Below are 16,105 nucleotides of genomic sequence, written 5' to 3' on the forward strand. Positions count from 1 at the left end.
CCGGCAACGGGTACGGTTGCGGGAAGGCTTCGACGACCGGTCCGGCTCGACGTGCCGGACGGGCCGCGTGGACGAGTGGTGTCCCTCAGGGGGAGGTGCGAATGGTCCTACTACGCCGTGTGATCGGTGACGCACTGCGGGCGCGCCGGCAGGGGCAGCACCGCACCCTGCGCGAGGTCTCCTCCGCCGCCAACGTCAGCCTCGGCTACCTGTCCGAGATCGAGCGCGGCCAGAAGGAGCCCTCCAGCGAGCTGCTGGCCGCGATCTGCGACGCCCTCGGTGCTCGCCTGTCCGAGCTGCTGCGTGAGGTCAGCGACACCGTCGCCCTCGCCGAGCAGATGCCCGGCGTGCTGGTGCCGGTGCAGGACGAGCCGGCCGCGCCCGTCGCCGTACGCAGGAGCACGGGTCGGGGCGTCCACCAGGTCAGCTCGGACGGCACGGTCGCCGTCCAGGTCCGCCAGGACTCCCCGCTCAAGGCCACCCTGCGCAGCTCCCGGGTCCGGGGCAGCGAGCGCGACGTGGTCTGCGCCGCCTGATCCACCCCCTCTCGCGTCGCCTGATCCACCCCCTCTCGCGCCACGTGGTCGGCCTCGACGCCGCCGCGTACCCTTGATCGCGGACGGCGTCGGCGCTCGCTTCGCTCGCCGGTACGGATGCCCCGGTGGCGTCCGGCTGGGACGATGGAGCCACTGCCGCGCCGGAGCCGGCCGGGAGCACCCGGCGCGGTCGAGGCGGAGCGACGCTACTGAGGGGACAACGCAAAGATGGCGAACCCGTTCGTCAAGGGGTGGAAGTACCTGATGGCGCTCTTCGGCGCCAGGATCGACGAGCACGCCGATCCGAAGGTGCAGATCCAGCAGGCCATCGAGGAGGCCCAGCGCCAGCACCAGGCGCTGGTCCAGCAGGCTGCCGCCGTGATCGGCAACCAGCGGCAGCTGGAGATGAAGCTGTCCCGTCAGATGTCCGAGGTCGAGCGGTTGCAGGCCAACGCCCGCCAGGCACTGGTCCTCGCCGACCAGGCCCGCGCCCGGGGCGACGAGGCCGAGGCCGGCCGCTACGAGCAGTCCGCACAGGTCCTGGCGACCCAGCTGGTCTCGGCCGAGCAGGCCACGGAAGACCTGAAGACCCTGCACGACCAGGCGCTCGCCGCCGCCGCCCAGGCCCGTCGGGCGGTCGAGAACAACTCGATGATCCTCCAGCAGAAGCTCGCCGAGCGCACCAAGCTGCTCAGCCAGCTGGAGCAGGCCAAGATGCAGGAGAGCGTGGCCCGGTCGCTGGAGTCGATGTCCTCTCTGACCGCCCCCGCCAACACCCCCTCGCTCGACGAGGTGCGCGACCGCATCGAGCAGCGGTACGCCACGGCGATGGGCCGCGCCGAGCTGGCCGGGAACTCCGTCGAGGGCCGCATGCTGGAGATCCAGAAGTCGACCCTCGACTCGGCCGGCTCCTCCCGCCTGGAGCAGATCCGGTCGAGCATGGCCGGCGAGCAGCTCGGCGGCAAGCAGGAACGACAGGGTGCGGAGCAGGCCCAGCCCGCCGCGCCGGCCGCCGACCCGGCGGCCGCCGCCCGGCTGAACGAGCTCCGGGCCAGCATGGGCCGGGAACGCGGCACCGGAGACACCACCGCCGCCGGCTGAGCGGCCGGGGCGAGGAGGCAGAGGTGGCAGACGAGCGCACGCGGTACTTCCGGCGCCTGAGCCGGTTGCGGCGGTCCGCGCGCCGGTGGAGCGTCACGGCCGGCGGCCTGGGCGGCGCCGCCGCCGTGCTGACCCCGTACGCCGGGCTGGGGCTGCCCGACGCGGCCTGGGCGGCCGGGGCGGGCGGCGCGGTGGTGCTCGCCGCCTGGCGCTGGATCGACCTGCGGGCGCTGGCCGCCCGGCCGGCACCGCCGGCGCTCGACCCGGCCGAGGCCGCCGCGCGGTCCCGCGCCAAGCTGGTCGCCGCCGTGGAGCGGCTCCCCGTCGGCCCCGGCGTGCTGGCCGAGGTCCGCCGGGTGCGCTCCCGGGTGGCGCTGCGCGGCACCAGCGCCGCCGAGCCGTGGGCCCGACTGGACCGGGCCGCCCTGACCCTCGCCGGGATGACCAACCGGCTCACGGGGCTCGCCTCGCCGGCCGTGCTGGAGGCCGCCGAGGCCGACCGGTCGCTGCGGGACCTCGCCGACCGGGTGGCCAGCGTCGAGCGCACGCTGCGGCTCGCCCCCGCCGAGGCCCGGCCGCCGCTGGCCGAGGCGCACCGGGCCCTCACCGAGCAGCTGGAGCAGGGCGTCACCGCGTACGAGCGGCTCGTCGTGGCCGCCGCCGGCTACGTGGCCGGGGACGCCCACCCCGACGCCGCGCACCCGGCCGCCTCGCGGCTCACCGAGGCGACCGATCTGCTGCACGGTGTCGCCACGGCCCTGACGGAGCTGCGCGGCGTCGGCGCGCCCCTGCGCACCCCCTGACGCCGCCGCGCCGATTATGCGGTTGTGGTGCCGGCCCGGCACCCGTTCGGGCGTTCTGCACCCCACCACAACCGCATGATCGGCGGGCCGTGGCGCGGCTCGGTCACGGGGGCGTGGTTATCGGGATCGGGCCGGTGAACGGGGAGCTGCCGACGACGTTGAACGACCGGATCCGGTAGTGGTAGGTGACGCCGCGCGTCAGGCCGGTGTTGGTGAAGCCCCGGCCGGTGACGGTGAAGGTCGCCACCTCCCGGCCGAACGCCGGGTCCAGCGCCCGTTGCACGATGAACCCCGCTCCCGGTGCGGCCGGGGTGCTCGCCGCCCAGGCGAGGATCACCGTCGCCGTGTCCGGCCCGGGTGCCGTCACGGTGGCGGTCACCCCGGTGGGCGGGCCCGGCGCCGGCGGGGTGGTCGCCCGGGCCACCGTCGACCAGGCCGACGCGGCGCCGAGATAGGTGGTCCGCACCCGGTAGTAGTACGTGGTGTCCGGCGCGACGGCGGCGTCGAGATGGTTGTCGCCGACCCCGATCGCGGTGGTGCCCGGCCCGCTGCTGAACGTCGGGTTGGTGGCCCGCTGCACGTCGATCCCGGTGGCGAAGGAGCGGTTGGCCCAGCGCAGCGCGATCCGCAGCGGAGCGGCCGGCGGGATCGTCGCGGTCAGCCCGGCCGGCGCGGCGAGGTGCACCGCGGCCGGCACGCTGTTGGACCACGTGGAGCAGCTCACCGCGTTCTCCGCCCGGATCCGGTAGTGGTAGGCGACCCCGGGGGTGACCGTGGCGTCGGTGTGGCGGGTCGCCGTGGCCGCCACGGTGATCGCCGTGAGCCCCTCCGTGAAGGCGGCGTCGGTGGCCCGCTGGAGCAGGTGGCTGGTGGCCGGCGGGCGACTGCCGTTGCCCGTCCAGGTCAGCGCGATCGCGGGCAGCGCGGTGGCCGAGCCGGGGGCGGGGGTCGCGGTCAGCCCGGTCGGTGCCCGGGGCGACACCCGCAGCACCAGCGGCCGCGTCATGCCCTGGTCCCGGTGGCCGCCGAGCTGGCTGTGCCAGTGGTACTCCCAACCGAGGTTGACGAGCTGGTTCACCACCACCGCGGGCCGGCCGTCCACCGGGCTGACCGGGGTCGAGCCGGTCCGGGTGCCCGCCGGCCGGACCGGGTCGAGCAGCCGTACGCTGTCGCCGATCTTGAACGGCAGGGGCGGCGCGACCGGCCGGAGCGCGACGATCACGTCCTCGCGCGGGTTGACCCGGACGACCTGCTTCCAGCCCCGCTCCGCCGGATGCGGCGGCCGGGTGGCGCCGTCCCAGCCGACCCGGCCGACCAGCTGCACGTCGCAGCCCGTGAATCGCACCGGCTGGGTCTGCCGGCTGTTGCCGCGGATGCGCCAGAGCTGGGTGCCGTCGGCGGGCCCGCCCACCGTGACGGCCGGGTCGCTGACGTGCAGCACCTCGGTGGCCGGGTCGGTCGGCCCGAGCGGCAGGACGGTGGGGGAGAGCGGCCCGGCGTGCGGGTGCCCGACGCCGAGGCGGCCGACGAGCCGGCCGTGGTCCGGCTCGAAGACCTGCTGCACCGCCTTGACCTCCAGCGGCAGGACCACCGGGGTGGCGGCGCCGGCCGGGACGAAGCTGACCGTCGCGGCGTGCACCGGGACCACCGTGTCGCGCGCGGTCCGGGTACCGAACGCCGCGTCGTACGCCGGCTGCGGCACGATCGGCGGGCGCTGGCTGGCCGCGTACGCGTCGGGCAGCCGCTCACGCAGCCGTGCCAGGTCGTACGGCGGCGACGGGGTGCCGGCGACCCGGAACTGGAGCAGGGTGCGGGTGTTCGGCCCGTACCCGGGGCGGGTCGGTGGCGCCCCGCCCTCGGCGTCGCGGTCCGGGGCGCCGGTGTGGTGGTCGGCGCGCGGGTCGAAGCCGGGCAGCGGTGCCGGGCAGTCGTTGTAGAGGATCAGCGTGCCGCCGGGCGGGACGGTGGAGAAGTCCACCAGCACGTCGGCGGCCTCCCCGGGGGCGAGCAGCAGCGCGTGCGCGTCGACGTTGAGCACGGTCGGGTCGCGCCGGTCGTACCGGTAGCCGACCGGGTGGTTCGGCACCACCACCGGCGCGGGCAGCAGGCCGCACTCGTTGCCGACCTGGATGAACTCCGGGCCGGCGGCGCGCGGGTCCGGGACCCCGCCGTCACGCCCGTCCGCCGGCCAGCCGGCCGGCCGGTGCGGTGCGCGTACCGCCTCCACCATCGGCACCTCACCGGCGTCGGCGTCGGCCAGCCCGCCGTCCGGGTCCCACATCGGGCCGTCGGAACGGGCCCGGTAGAGCTGGAGGTTCAGGCCGCGGTCCAGGCAGGCGTTGAGGATCCGGAACCGGTACGTCCTCGGTTCGACCTCCAGGTATGGGTACGCGGTCCCGTTGACCAGCACGGTGTCGCCGAACGCGTCCGGCACCGCCGAGGGGTGCGGGACGCCGGGCGCGAGCGGCGGCTCGTCGGGTTCGGCGACGGGGTCGTGGTGCGGGTTGGGCACGGGCTCCGCCCGGCGCGGCGTACCGCCGTGCTCCCGCTGACCGGCGTCGTCGCCCGTACGCGACCACGGGCCGTAGTCCCACCGGCCGGTCGGGTTCGTCCCGTCGTCCCGGTGCGGGTTCTGCCGGGGCTGGTAGACGTGCGGGTGCCAGAGGCTGCCCCGGGAGCCCCAGCGGTCCCGGTCCCACGTCGGGTCCTCCCCGGCGAGCTGGGTGTCCTCCGGCACGAAGGTCTTGTCCTCGATCACCAGGGGCAGCTGGTCGGCGGGGAGCACCTCGTCGGCGACGAGCCGCTCCTCGGCCGGGTCGGTGAGCAGGTAGAGCGCGAGCTGCCCGGAGTAGACGGTGAGCCGGGCCAGGCCGACGGTGTTGTCGTGGAACCAGCACAGCCGCCCGCTCTGCTCGTTCGGGTAGTAGAGCGTGGTGGCGCCCGCGCCTGGCGGCGGCATGTCGGGCACGTGGGTCAGGCCGGGCCCCGTCGGGTAGGGGGTGATCTCGCCGGCCGGTGTGACCCACTGCCATGGGTTGCCGGCGCTGGTCCAGGCGGTGTGCGCGCCCGCCAGCCGCAGCACCGCCCGGTTCTGCGGGTAGGGCGCCGGGCCGTCGAGCGGGCCGGCCCCGGCGCCGTCGACGGTCGGGTCGACCGGCAGGAAGAGCTCGCCGGAGCGGCCGGTGGGGAGCTGGTTGATGAACTTGACCCGGACCGGCCGGCCGCGCCGGGCCAGGATGAGCGGGCCGAGGTGCCAGGGGCGCCCCGCGGGCACGACCGTGTTGTGCCCGTGGGCGTCCGTGCCGAGGTTGAGCTGCCGGTAGCCGCGCAGCCGGGTCGCCGGCAGGTCCCGGTGCAGCCGCTGCGCGTACTGCTCCAGGCCGATCTCGTAGTAGTCGCAGCCCGGGTAGCTGATGGTGTCCGGCACTGCCACCGGCAGGTGGGCGCCCAGCTCGGTGCGGCCGGACGCGCCGGGGCGGGGCAGCGCGTCGACGAACTTGCGGATGCCGGTGCCGGGCACCACGCAACCGTCGGCGTCGACGACCGGCAGCGGGCTGCGGGCGTGGTTGGGCACCGGACCGAAGTAGCGCGGGACGGCGGCCGGGTCGAGGCTGGCCGGCGCGACGGCCGGCTCCGCGGCGCGTCGGGCCGCCGGGACGGGACCCGCCCCGGTCCCGTCGCCGTCGCCGTCGGCGCGGGCCGGCGCCCGCTCCGCCCACGGGATCCGGAGTCTGCGGAACAGCTCCATGGCTCTCCCCGGTGTCCGGGCGCGGCGGCCACCACGGCGGCGTGGTGGACGCGGTCGCGCGTCGCTGACGATGCGTGAGGAGTCAACCGCAGCATGCGACCTCGACGGCGCCGTTAGGAAGTACCCAATCGTCCGTATCTGTGGCAAGGATGCGACTCGCGGCCGCGCCGACGGAGTGTCAGGCCCGACACGCCGGCCGGTGGCCGCGTGCCGGCCCCACCGCGTCAGTCGGTGGGAGGCTCCGGCTGGCAGACCGGGCACCAGTAGGTGACCCGCTCGCCCAGTTCCTCCTTGCGGATCGCGGTGCCGCACCGACGGCAGGGCTGGGCGCGCCGGCCGTAGACGTAGCTGGTCTGCCCCCGGTGCAGCGATCCGGTGGTGCTCTGCGTCCAGCGGCCCCGGTTCGCCGCGAGCAGCCTCTGCGCCAGGGCGACGGTGCCGGCGAGGTCCGGCACCGCGCGCACCGGGGTCCACGGCGAGACGCCGCGCAGGAAGAGCACCTCGCACTTGTAGAGGTTGCCGACGCCGGCCAGGTTGCGCTGGTCCAGCAGCGCCTCGGAGATGGTGACGTCCGGGTGGGCGGCCAACCGGCGCACCGCCTCCGCCGGGTCCCAGTCCGCGCCGAGCAGGTCGGGGCCGAGGTGCCCGACGAGCGACCCCTCCTCGGCGGTCGGCACCAGCGCCAGCTCGTGCAGGTGGTAGCCGACGGCGACCGCCCGCGCGCTGCGCAGCACGACCCGGATCAGGTGCGTCGGCCGGGCCGTCCACCGTTCCCCCGGCGCGTACGCCCGCCAGGCGCCGTCCATCCGCAGGTGCGAGTGCAGCGTCCAGCGCGCTTCGCCGTCGTCGCCCGGTGCCGCGTCGCCGGCGGCCCCGCCGCCCCGTGCCGAGACTGCACCGCCGGGCGTCGGGGCCGCGCCGCCCTCCGGTGCGGTCGGGGCGTCGGGCGGGGGCGCGACGTGCGGTGGGGCGGTGAGGCGCAGCAGCAGGTGCTTGCCCCGGCTGGCCGACTCCCGCACCGTCCAGCCGGCGAGATCGGTCGCGGCGAGCTGCGGCACCCGGAAGTCGCTGCCGGTCAGGCGGGCGCCGGACAGGGCACGGTGCAGCACGCGGGCGGTGTTCCAGACGGTGTCGCCTTCGGGCACCCGTCCATCCTCCCTCGTCCGAGCCGAATTCGCATGTGTCGCTATTTGTATGGAGGTTCCTGTCGATCTACCGACAAGGGCACGATCAGGGAGTTCTGAGGAGAATGCCCATGATTCTGCCCCACCGTCGCGCCCGTACCGCCGCCCTGACCGTCATCCTCGCCCTCGCCCTCGTACCCTTGCCGGGCCCCGCGCTCGCCGCTGCCGGCGAACGGTGGAGCACCGACCTCTCCCGGGTCGACGCCGACGACGTCAACGTCCGGCACACCCGCGCCGGGCTCCGCCTGGCCGACCCCCGCCCCACGCCGGCCCGCGCGCCCCGCAGCGCGGTCGCCGAGGGGATCCTCCTCGCGCCGCCGCGCACCCTGGCCCGGCCCGCCACCCGGGTCCGCGCCACCGTCGACGCCCGCACCGCCGCTGGCGGCACCGCCGAGGCCCAGGTGCGGGGCTGGCGGGCGGCGGGCTGGACCGAGTGGCGCGAGGCCACCGGCGGGGCGGTCTTCGACCGGCCGGTCACCCGCGTGCAGACCCGGGTGGTGCTCACCGCGAGCCGAGCGGGCGCCACCGCGGAGGTGCGTGCCGTGCGCCTCACCGCCGACACCGTCGCCGCCGTCGCCGCCGCCACGCCCGGCCTCACCTACCGGGTGTACGCGACCCGGATCGGGCTGGTCGGCGAGGTGACCGCCAACGGGCACACGATCGTGGCCGGGGACCACTTCGTCGCGCTGCCCTCCCGGCGCGGCCTGGCCCCGGCGAACACCGGCGACTACACCGTCCGGGTCTGCACCACCACGGGCAGCCGCTGCGAGTACGCCCCGGTCTGGGACGTCGGCCCGTGGAACACCCGGGACGACTACTGGAACCTCAGCGCCGTCCGGGAGAACTGGAAGGACCTTCCGCAGGGCCGGCCGCAGGCGCAGGCGGCCTACCAGTACGGCTACAACGGCGGGCGGGACCAGTTCGGGCGGGTGGTGTTGAACCCGGCCGGCGTCGACCTCGCCGACGGCACCTTCTGGGACGGGTTGCAGCTCACCACCAACGCCTGGGTGGACGTGGCGTACCTGTGGACCGGCAGCGGCCCGCGCGGCGTGGTCGGCGACGGCCCGCTCAACATCCGTGCCGGCGCCGGCACGGGGTACGCGGTGCGCGGCCTGGCCGCGAGGTACGCCAACGTGCCGATCGAGTGCTACGTGACCGGGCAGACCGTCGCCGGCCCGTACCGGACCACCAACCGGTGGAACCGCCTCGCCGGCGGCCAGTACGTCAGCCACGCGTACGTCTCGGCGGTCTACGGCGGCACGGTGCCGCTCTGCTGACCACCACCCGCGTACGCCCGCCGGGCCGGGCGGGATCCGGCCCGGCCCGGCGGCGGCCCGTTGCCCCGCCGGCCCGTCGCTCAGTCGGCCGCGACGCGCAGCAGGTCGCCCGGCGCCACCGCCAGCAGGTCCACCGCCCGGCCGCCGTTGACCGCCACGGCGACCCGGCCGGCGGAGTCGGCGTGCACCACCAGCCCGCCCGGCCGGGCGTCGCCGAAGGTGCGCCCGTGCACGGCCTCCCGGCCGGGCTCGCCACCCGTGCCCGGCCGCACCCGGACCCGGGCCGGCAGCGGCGCCAGCAGGTCGGCCGGCGCGGCCAACTGGACGTTGCCGAAGTGGTCGACGGTCAGCACCTCGGCCGTGAACCCGTCCGCCTCCCGCCGGAGCACCGGCGCCGGCAGCCGGACCAGGGACTCCGGGTCGACCGCCGGACCGACCCCGGCCAGCGGTGCGCCGAGCGCCAGCCGCGCGGCGACCGGCGCGAAGACGTCCCGGCCGTGGAACGTGCGGGACACCTCGGGCGCGAGCCAGTCCGGATCGGTCAGCTCGACGGCCGCGGTCACCCCGCCCAGCGCCTCGGCGGCCTCCACCAGCAGGCCGTTGTCCGGCCCCACCAGCAGCCCGCGGGGCGTGGCCAGCGCGACGCCCCGCCGGGTCGTGCCCACGCCCGGGTCGACGACGGCCACGTGCACCCCCTGCGGCAGGTGCGGCACGGCCTGCGCGAGCACCGCCGCGCCCCGGCGTACGTCGGCCGGCGGGACGAGGTGCGTCACGTCGACGACCCGGGCCTCCGGCGCCAGCCGCGCGATCACCCCGTGGCAGGCGGCGACGAACCCGTCGGCGAGTCCGTAGTCGGTGGTCAGCGAGATCCACGGGGTGCGGGCCGCGCCGGCGACGACCTGTCGACCGTCGACCGGGCGGCCGGCGGGGACCCGTCCGTCCGCGGTGCGGGGCCGCGCCAGGGCCGCCGCGTCGTCGGTGAGCGGCAGCTCCAGGACCAGTTCGTCGTGCAGCGGGATGCCGTCCTCGCCGACCACCGGGATGCTCGGCTTGAGCCGACGGGCCCGGTCCACCGCGCCCCGGTCCACGCGCACCAGCCGCAGCCCGCGCCGCTGGTAGAACCGCAGCGCCCGCAGGTTGTCGTTCGTGGTGACGAGCCAGAGCCGGGCCCTGCCCCCGGCCCGAGCCACCTCCCCGGCCGCCGCCAGCAGCGCCGTGCCGACGCCCCCGCCGGGCGTCGCGGCCACCACGCTGACCACCTCCAGCCCGTCGGCGTCGTCGTGGTGGGCGAGCGCCCCGACGACCGCCCCGGCCCCGTCGGTCGCGACCAGCGTGGGCAGCGTACGCAGGTCGTACCGGGTGTCGTGGGCGACGACGTACGGCCCACCCCACTCGCGCTCGTGCAGCGCGTCGACGGCCGGACGGTCCCCGGCCCGCGCCGGCCGGACGGTCATCCCGTTGGCCCCGTTCGTCCCGGTCATCCTCGGCTCCCCTCGTCGACCGGTCGGGATCGTACCGGCGTCGGCCGCCCGCCCCGGTCGACCGGGGCGGGCTGGCAGAAATGGGACAGCGGCACTGACCGACCGGCCACTGCCGGGACGGGAGCCGGTTGGGCAGACTGCCAGGGGTGACCAACCGGAGCCTGCCCGCCGTCGCGGTGCTCGTGATCGCCGCCGCCCTCACCGCCGCCTGCGGCGACGACGCGGAGGACCGGCGCGCCGCGCCCCCGGCCGCCACGGCGTCGACCCCGGCCGACGTGTCTTCCTCGGGCCCGACCGGCGCGGCGGAAGCCTCGGCGCCGCCGGCCGCCCCGCCGACCGCGAAGTCGACGGGTCCGGGACCGGCGGGTCCGAGCGCCGGCGGGCCGACCCAGCGCCGTCCCGCCAGCCCGCCGCCGGTGAAGCTGCCGGCCCGGCCGACCGGGACGCCCGGCGCGCGGCAGGTCGTCGACGCGTTCAAGGCCGCCGGGCTGAAGGTGTCGAACCCCCGGGACCGGTCGGTCGACTGCGGCCCGGACGGGCTCGGCCTGGGCTGCTCCGAGCTGGTCGCGACCGACGCCGTCACCGTGTACGTCTTCCCCGACGAGACCAGCGCCGGCGACATCGCCGAGACGTGGGGCGGACAGTCGTTCCGGCGCGGCACGGTGGTGCTCAACTACCTGGAGGCGAAGACCCCCGCCGCCGACCGCGCCAGGTACGAGAAGGTCCTCACGAGCCTGCGTTGACGCGCGGGTCAGCCGCGCAGCCGCAGGCCGCGCGGGGTGGCCCGGAAACCGGCGGCGGTGAGGGCGTCGCGCAGCGGCGAGGAGCGCACCGCCTCGCCGTCGGCCCGCTCCACCGACATCGCGCCCAACGCGCCGGAGTGGACCGCGTCGGCGAGCGCCTTCCCGGCCGCCGTCAGCATGTCGGCGTCGTCGGCGAAGGAGAGGATCGTCCGCCCGCCGCGTTCGACGTAGAGCACCAGCTCGCCGGCGACCAGCACCACCACGGCGCCGGCCTTGCGCCCCGCCCGGTGCCCGGTCGCCGGGGCCGCCCCGTCGCCCGAGTCGACCACCCGCTCCGGCCAGGGCAGCGCCGCACCGTACGGGTTGGCCGGATCCGTCGCGGCCAGCACCAGGGTGGGCCCGCCACGCCCCCGCCCGCCGTCGGTCGGCTCGGCCAGCGCCCGGATCCGGTCCACCGCCCCCGGCACCGCGAACTGCGCCGCGCCCAGCCCTTCGACGAAGTAGCCCCGCCGGGCCGCGCCGCGCTCCTCCAGCGCGGAGAGCACCGGATAGACCGCGGCGAAGCCGCCGGCCACCTGCTCGGCCAGCACCGCGCCCCGGGTCACCACGCCGTGCCGTTCGAGCAGCACGTCGGCCAGGGCCGCGGCGCGGCGGGTCGGGTCGGTGTCGCGTTCCGGCAGGCGGGACCAGCGGCCGGCGACGGTCGGCGGGCCGCCGCGCGTCGGCATGGCCACCCGCCCGGGGCGCCGGTAGCGGGTGCGAGGCGCGGTGGCACGGGACCGGTGCGCCCCGCCGCCCCCGAGCGCCGCGCGCAACGGCGCCAGGGTGTCGTTGGTGAGGTGGCCGGCCCACACCAGGTCCCAGACGACGGCGCTCAGCGCGGCGTCGTCGGTCGAGCCGACCCGGTCGGACAGCGACCGGAAGAACAGCGCCTGCCCGTCGCCGAGCGCGTCGAGGACCGCGTCGTGCAGCGGGGTGCGGGTGAGCGCCTCGTCGGGCGGGGCGAGCAGCAGCGGCGCGACGTCCGCGTAGGCGAGGGTGACCCAGCCGTCCCCGCCGGAGATGGCCCCGGAGCCGGCCCAGAGCACCTCGCCGCTGGTGCAGAGCTCGTCGAGCTGGGCGGGGGAGTAGTCGGCGACCCGGCCGGGCAGCACCAGCCGTTCCAGCGCCGACGCCGGCACCGCCGCCCCCTGCAACTGCTCCACGGCGGCGGCCAGCGCCTCCATCCCCCGCGCGGACGAGCCGACCTGCTGCCAGCGGGGCAGGAACGCGGCCAGCGCGCGGGGCGGCACCGGCTCGATCTCCCGGCGCAGCGCGGCCAGGGACCGGCGGCGCAGCAGCCGCAGCACCTCCGCGTCGCACCACTGGCTGCCGACCGTGTCGGGGGTGAACTCGCCGGCGACCACCCGACCGGTGGCGGCGAGCCGGCGCAGGGTCTGCTCGACCACGAAGACGCCGAGCCCGAAGCGGGCCGCGCAGGTGGCGGCGGCGAACGGCCCGTGCGTACGCGCGTAGCGGGCGACCAGGTCGCCGAGCGGATCGGCCACCGGGGCGAGGTACGCCTCGGCCACCCCGACCGGCAGGGCCACGCCGAGGGCGTCGCGCAGCCGGGCCGCGTCCTCGACGCCCACCCAGCGCTCCTCGCCGGCCACGCGCACCCGCAGCACCCGGCGGGCCGCCGCCAGCTCGGTCAGCCAGCCGGGGGAGGCGCCCCGCTCGGCCAGCTCCGCCTCGGAGAGGTCGCCGAGCACGCGGAGCAGCTCGACCACGTCCTCCGCGTCGCGCGGGCGGCGCTGCTCGGTCAGCCAGCGCAGCTGCCGCTCGGTCTCGGCCAGCACCGTCGGGTCGAGCAGCTCCCGCAGGTCGACCCGGCCGAGCAGCTCGCCGAGCAGGGTGGAGTCCAGGGCCAGCGCGGCCGCCCGGCGCTCGGCCAGCGGCGCGTCGCCCTCGTAGAGGAAGGCACCGACGTAGCCGAAGAGCAGCGACCGGGCGAACGGCGACGGCTGGGCGGTCTCCACCTCGACCAGGCGCACCTTGCGGGCGGCCAGGTCGCGCATCAGCTGGGCCAGCGCGGGCTGGTCGAAGACGTCCTGGAGGCACTCCCGGGCGGCCTCCAGGGTGACCGGGAAGTCGGCGTACTCGCGGGCCACGTCGAGCAGCTGGGCGGCGCGTTGCCGCTGCTGCCACAGCGGCTGGCGGCGGCGTGGGTCGCGCCGGGGCAGCAGCAGCGACCGGGCGGCGCACTCGCGGAACCGGGACGCGAAGAGCGCGGACGTGCCCACCGACTCCTCGACGAGCTGGGCGATCTCCTCCGGCTCGAAGACCACCACGTCGGCGCCGGGCGGCTCCTCCGCCGTGTCCGGCAGGCGGACCACGATGCCGTCGTCGGACGGCATCACCTGGGCGTCCACGCCGTAGCGCTCGGCGAGCCGGCGGCCGATGGCCAACGCCCACGGCCCGTTGACGCGGGCGCCGAGCACGCTGTGCACGGCCAGCCGCCAGTCGCCCAACTCGTCGCGGAACCGTTCGACCACGACGGTGCGGTCGTCGGGCAGGGACCGGGTGGCGGCGCGCTGCTCGCGCAGGTAGGCCATCAGGTTGCCGGCGGCCCAGTCGTCCAGGCCGCCGGCCCGCAGCGCGGCGACCGCCGTCTCGTCGTCCTGCCGCAGCAGGGCCCGCACCCGGGCGCCGATGGCCCGGCCCAGCTCGACGGGCCGGCCGAGCTGGTCGCCCTTCCAGAACGGCATCTTCGCCGCCTGCCCCGGGGCCGGGGAGACCAGCACCCGGTCGGGCGTGATCTCCTCGATCCGCCAGGACGACGAGCCGAGCAGGAAGACGTCGCCGATCCGGGACTCGTAGACCATCTCCTCGTCCAGCTCGCCGACCCGGGCGGCCCGCTCTGCCCCGGCCAGGAAGACCCCGAACAGGCCCCGGTCGGGGATCGTGCCGCCGCTGGTCACCGCGAGCCGCTGCGCGCCGGGCCGGCCGGTGAGCGTGTCGGTGGCGCGGTCCCAGACCAGCCGGGGCCGCAGCTCGGCGAACGCGGTGGACGGGTAGCGGCCGGAGAGCATGTCGAGCACGGCGTGCAGGGCCGAGTCGGGCAGCTCGGCGAAGGGCGCCGCCCGGCGTACCAGCACGGCCAGGTCACCGACGCGCCACGGCTCCAGCGCCACCATGGCGACGATCTGCTGGGCCAGCACGTCGAGCGGGTTGCGCGGGTGGTGCAGCTCCTCGATGGCGCCGTCTGCCATCCGCTCGGCCACCACGGTGCACGACAGCAGGTCACCCCGGTGCTTGGGGAAGACCACCCCGCGGGAGACCGCGCCGACCTGGTGCCCGGCCCGACCCACCCGTTGCAGGCCGGCGGCCACGCTGGGCGGCGCCTCGATCTGCACCACCAGGTCGACGGCGCCCATGTCGATGCCCAGCTCCAGGCTGGAGGTCGCCACCACGGCGGGCAGCTGGCCGGACTTGAGCGCCTCCTCGATGTGCTTGCGCTCCTCCCGGGAGACGCTGCCGTGGTGGGCGCGGGCGATCACCGCCGGCGCGCCGGTCGCCGCGCCGGCCTGCGCCATCAGCTCGGCCGGCGTACGGCCGACGCGCACCGGCCCTTCGGGGCCGCCCCACTCCTCCGCGCCGCGCGCCGCCGGCGTGGACCCGCCGGCCAGTTCCTCGCCGGCCAGCTCGTTGAGCCGGGCGCAGAGGCGCTCGGCGGAACGCCGGGAGTTGGTGAAGACGATGGTCGAGCGGTGCGCCCTGACCAGGGAGAAGACGCGTTCCTCCACCGCCGGCCAGATGGACGCCCGGCGTGCGCCGAGGCCGCCGAGGTCGTCCTCCGGCGGCTCCTGCTCGTCGAGGCGGGTCATGTCCTCCACCGGCACCTGGACGCTGACCTCGATCGTCTTGGCGGTGGGGGGCGCGACCACGTCGACGGGGCGGGCGCCGCCGAGGAAACGGGCGCACGCGTCGACGGGCCGGACGGTGGCGGAGAGGCCGATCCGCTGTGCCGGGGCCGGCAGCAACTCGTCGAGGCGTTCCAGGGAGAGCGCGAGGTGGGCGCCGCGTTTGGTGCCGGCGACGGCGTGCACCTCGTCGACGATCACCGTCTCGACACCGCGCAGGGAGTCGCGGGCGGCGGAGGTGAGCAGCAGGAACAGCGACTCGGGTGTGGTGATGAGGATGTCCGGCGGGGTGCGGGCGAAGGCCCGCCGCTCGTCGGCGGGGGTGTCGCCGGTGCGCATCCCCACGGTGATCTCCGGCGGGGCGACGCCGAGCCGGGTGGCGGCCTGGCGGATGCCCGTGAGGGGGGTGCGCAGGTTGCGCTCGACGTCGACCGCGAGCGCCTTGAGCGGGCTGACGTAGAGCACGCGGCACCGCTGCCGGGGATCGGCCGGTGCGGGCTCGCGGGCGAGCCGGTCGAGCGACCAGAGGAACGCGGCCAGCGTCTTGCCCGAGCCGGTGGGGGCCACCACCAGCGCGCTGCGCCCGGCGGAGACGGAGTTCCAGGCGCCGGTCTGGGCGGCGGTGGGCGCGGCGAAGGCGGCGCCGAACCACTCCCGGGTGGCCGCGCCGAACCCCGCCATCGCATCCGTCACGCCATCCATCCTGCCCCGGCGGTGTGACATCCGGGCCCTCGGCGGGGGGCCATTGCCCCGCTCCGGCTCATACGCGATGTTTGCGCGTTCAATCCGTTAAGTCTTACTTAACTGCTTGCTTGTATCCCACAACATAAAGTAACTTCACCCGGAGCGTCGGCCCCGGGTGGAGGAGATCGGATTGACCGTCGAGCAGCGGAGCTTCGAGCCCGGCACCGACGTGCTCATCCGCAAGGTCGACAGTCACCTCGCCGCCGTCCGCACCGGGCTGTCCGGCCCGGAGCTGGAGCTGGCCGAGCGGCTCGCCGCCGCGCTGCGGGAGCTGGTCGTCTCCACCGCCCAGGCCAGCGCGGCCGACCGGGGGCAGGTCCGCGCCGCCGTGCACTACTTCGTGCTGCGCCGGGAGAGCCGGGGCCGGTTGCTGCCGGTGCGCTCCCTCGCCGCCGCCCAGCGGGTGGTCAACAAGGTCGTGGTCCAGCTCGGCCGCCCCGAACTGCTGGTGGAACCCCGTGGCGAGCACCCCGCCCGGGAGCCCGTCGCCCCCATCGCCGACGTCGCCGTCGGCTGACGGCCGCCTCCCGCCCGCGCCGCCGAACGGCCGCGGGCGACAACGGGACGAATTCGCGCAAAACCGCCC

At 76.6% G+C, this 16,105-nt stretch carries 10 protein-coding genes and 1 pseudogene; 6 read left to right on the plus strand and 5 right to left on the minus strand.

The annotated features are described in order from the left end of the window. Window positions 1-101 precede the first annotated feature (101 nt). From AB0883_RS01290 to AB0883_RS01300, 3 genes are all read left to right on the plus strand, one after another. On the plus strand, window positions 102-536 hold the full coding sequence (locus AB0883_RS01290; protein WP_121396018.1) for a helix-turn-helix transcriptional regulator: 435 nt from the start codon (window positions 102-104) through the stop codon (window positions 534-536). A 228-nt stretch (window positions 537-764) separates the two neighbouring features. Beyond that, complete coding sequence (locus AB0883_RS01295; RefSeq protein WP_366638498.1) at window positions 765-1,637, plus strand: PspA/IM30 family protein; 873 nt, start codon at window positions 765-767, stop codon at window positions 1,635-1,637. Between the two features lie 23 nt (window positions 1,638-1,660). Beyond that, window positions 1,661-2,440, plus strand: coding sequence for a hypothetical protein (locus tag AB0883_RS01300; protein WP_366638500.1), 780 nt, complete (start codon window positions 1,661-1,663; stop codon window positions 2,438-2,440). 103 nt (window positions 2,441-2,543) lie between these two features. Here the strand turns inward: AB0883_RS01300 and AB0883_RS01305 are convergent, their stop codons facing one another. Together AB0883_RS01305 and AB0883_RS01310 are read right to left on the minus strand one after the other, a co-directional pair. Next, the gene (locus tag AB0883_RS01305) at window positions 2,544-6,188 is read right to left on the minus strand and encodes a hypothetical protein (protein ID WP_366638502.1); all 3,645 of its coding nucleotides are present in this window, start codon (window positions 6,186-6,188) and stop codon (window positions 2,544-2,546) included. A gap of 224 nt (window positions 6,189-6,412) precedes the next feature. After that, window positions 6,413-7,333: a zinc finger domain-containing protein gene (locus tag AB0883_RS01310; RefSeq protein WP_366638503.1), complete on the minus strand. Its 921-nt coding sequence runs from the start codon at window positions 7,331-7,333 to the stop codon at window positions 6,413-6,415. Between the two features lie 110 nt (window positions 7,334-7,443). Here AB0883_RS01310 and AB0883_RS01315 point away from each other — a divergent pair, with 110 nt between their 5' ends. Beyond that, on the plus strand, window positions 7,444-8,649 hold the full coding sequence (locus AB0883_RS01315; protein ID WP_366638504.1) for a hypothetical protein: 1,206 nt from the start codon (window positions 7,444-7,446) through the stop codon (window positions 8,647-8,649). Between the two features lie 80 nt (window positions 8,650-8,729). Here the strand turns inward: AB0883_RS01315 and AB0883_RS01320 are convergent, their stop codons facing one another. Both AB0883_RS01320 and AB0883_RS01325 read right to left on the minus strand, forming a co-directional pair. Next, window positions 8,730-9,518 carry an SAM-dependent chlorinase/fluorinase gene (locus AB0883_RS01320; RefSeq protein ID WP_366640212.1) on the minus strand — a complete coding sequence of 263 codons (789 nt, stop codon included), beginning with the start codon at window positions 9,516-9,518 and terminating at the stop codon, window positions 8,730-8,732. Window positions 9,519-9,764: 246 nt separating this feature from the next. After that, window positions 9,765-10,130, minus strand: a pseudogene (locus AB0883_RS01325) (GNAT family N-acetyltransferase); the annotation flags it as partial. Window positions 10,131-10,276: 146 nt separating this feature from the next. Between AB0883_RS01325 and AB0883_RS01330 the strand changes: the two are divergent. Beyond that, complete coding sequence (locus AB0883_RS01330) at window positions 10,277-10,873, plus strand: hypothetical protein (RefSeq protein ID WP_366638506.1); 597 nt, start codon at window positions 10,277-10,279, stop codon at window positions 10,871-10,873. 8 nt (window positions 10,874-10,881) lie between these two features. Here AB0883_RS01330 and AB0883_RS01335 read toward each other — a convergent pair whose 3' ends face one another. Further along, a complete protein-coding gene (locus AB0883_RS01335) occupies window positions 10,882-15,456 on the minus strand; it encodes an ATP-dependent helicase (protein WP_366640214.1) in 4,575 nt (1,524 codons plus the stop codon). A 178-nt stretch (window positions 15,457-15,634) separates the two neighbouring features. Here AB0883_RS01335 and AB0883_RS01340 point away from each other — a divergent pair, with 178 nt between their 5' ends. Further along, window positions 15,635-16,036, plus strand: a complete 402-nt coding sequence (locus AB0883_RS01340; RefSeq protein WP_366638508.1) for a hypothetical protein — start codon at window positions 15,635-15,637, stop codon at window positions 16,034-16,036. Window positions 16,037-16,105: the final 69 nt, after the last annotated feature.

It is taken from the genome of Micromonospora sp. NPDC047812 (genome assembly GCF_040704175.1).
Taxonomy (GTDB): Bacteria; Actinomycetota; Actinomycetes; order Mycobacteriales; family Micromonosporaceae; genus Micromonospora.

Coding starts and splice junctions, on each gene's coding strand:
- AB0883_RS01335 (WP_366640214.1), bottom strand. CDS start 15,456: ATGGCGGGGTTCGGCGCGGCCACCCGGGAGTGGTTCGGCGCCGCCTTC.
- AB0883_RS01305 (WP_366638502.1), bottom strand. CDS start 6,188: ATGGAGCTGTTCCGCAGACTCCGGATCCCGTGGGCGGAGCGGGCGCCG.
- AB0883_RS01290 (WP_121396018.1), top strand. CDS start 102: ATGGTCCTACTACGCCGTGTGATCGGTGACGCACTGCGGGCGCGCCGG.
- AB0883_RS01295 (WP_366638498.1), top strand. CDS start 765: ATGGCGAACCCGTTCGTCAAGGGGTGGAAGTACCTGATGGCGCTCTTC.
- AB0883_RS01315 (WP_366638504.1), top strand. CDS start 7,444: ATGATTCTGCCCCACCGTCGCGCCCGTACCGCCGCCCTGACCGTCATC.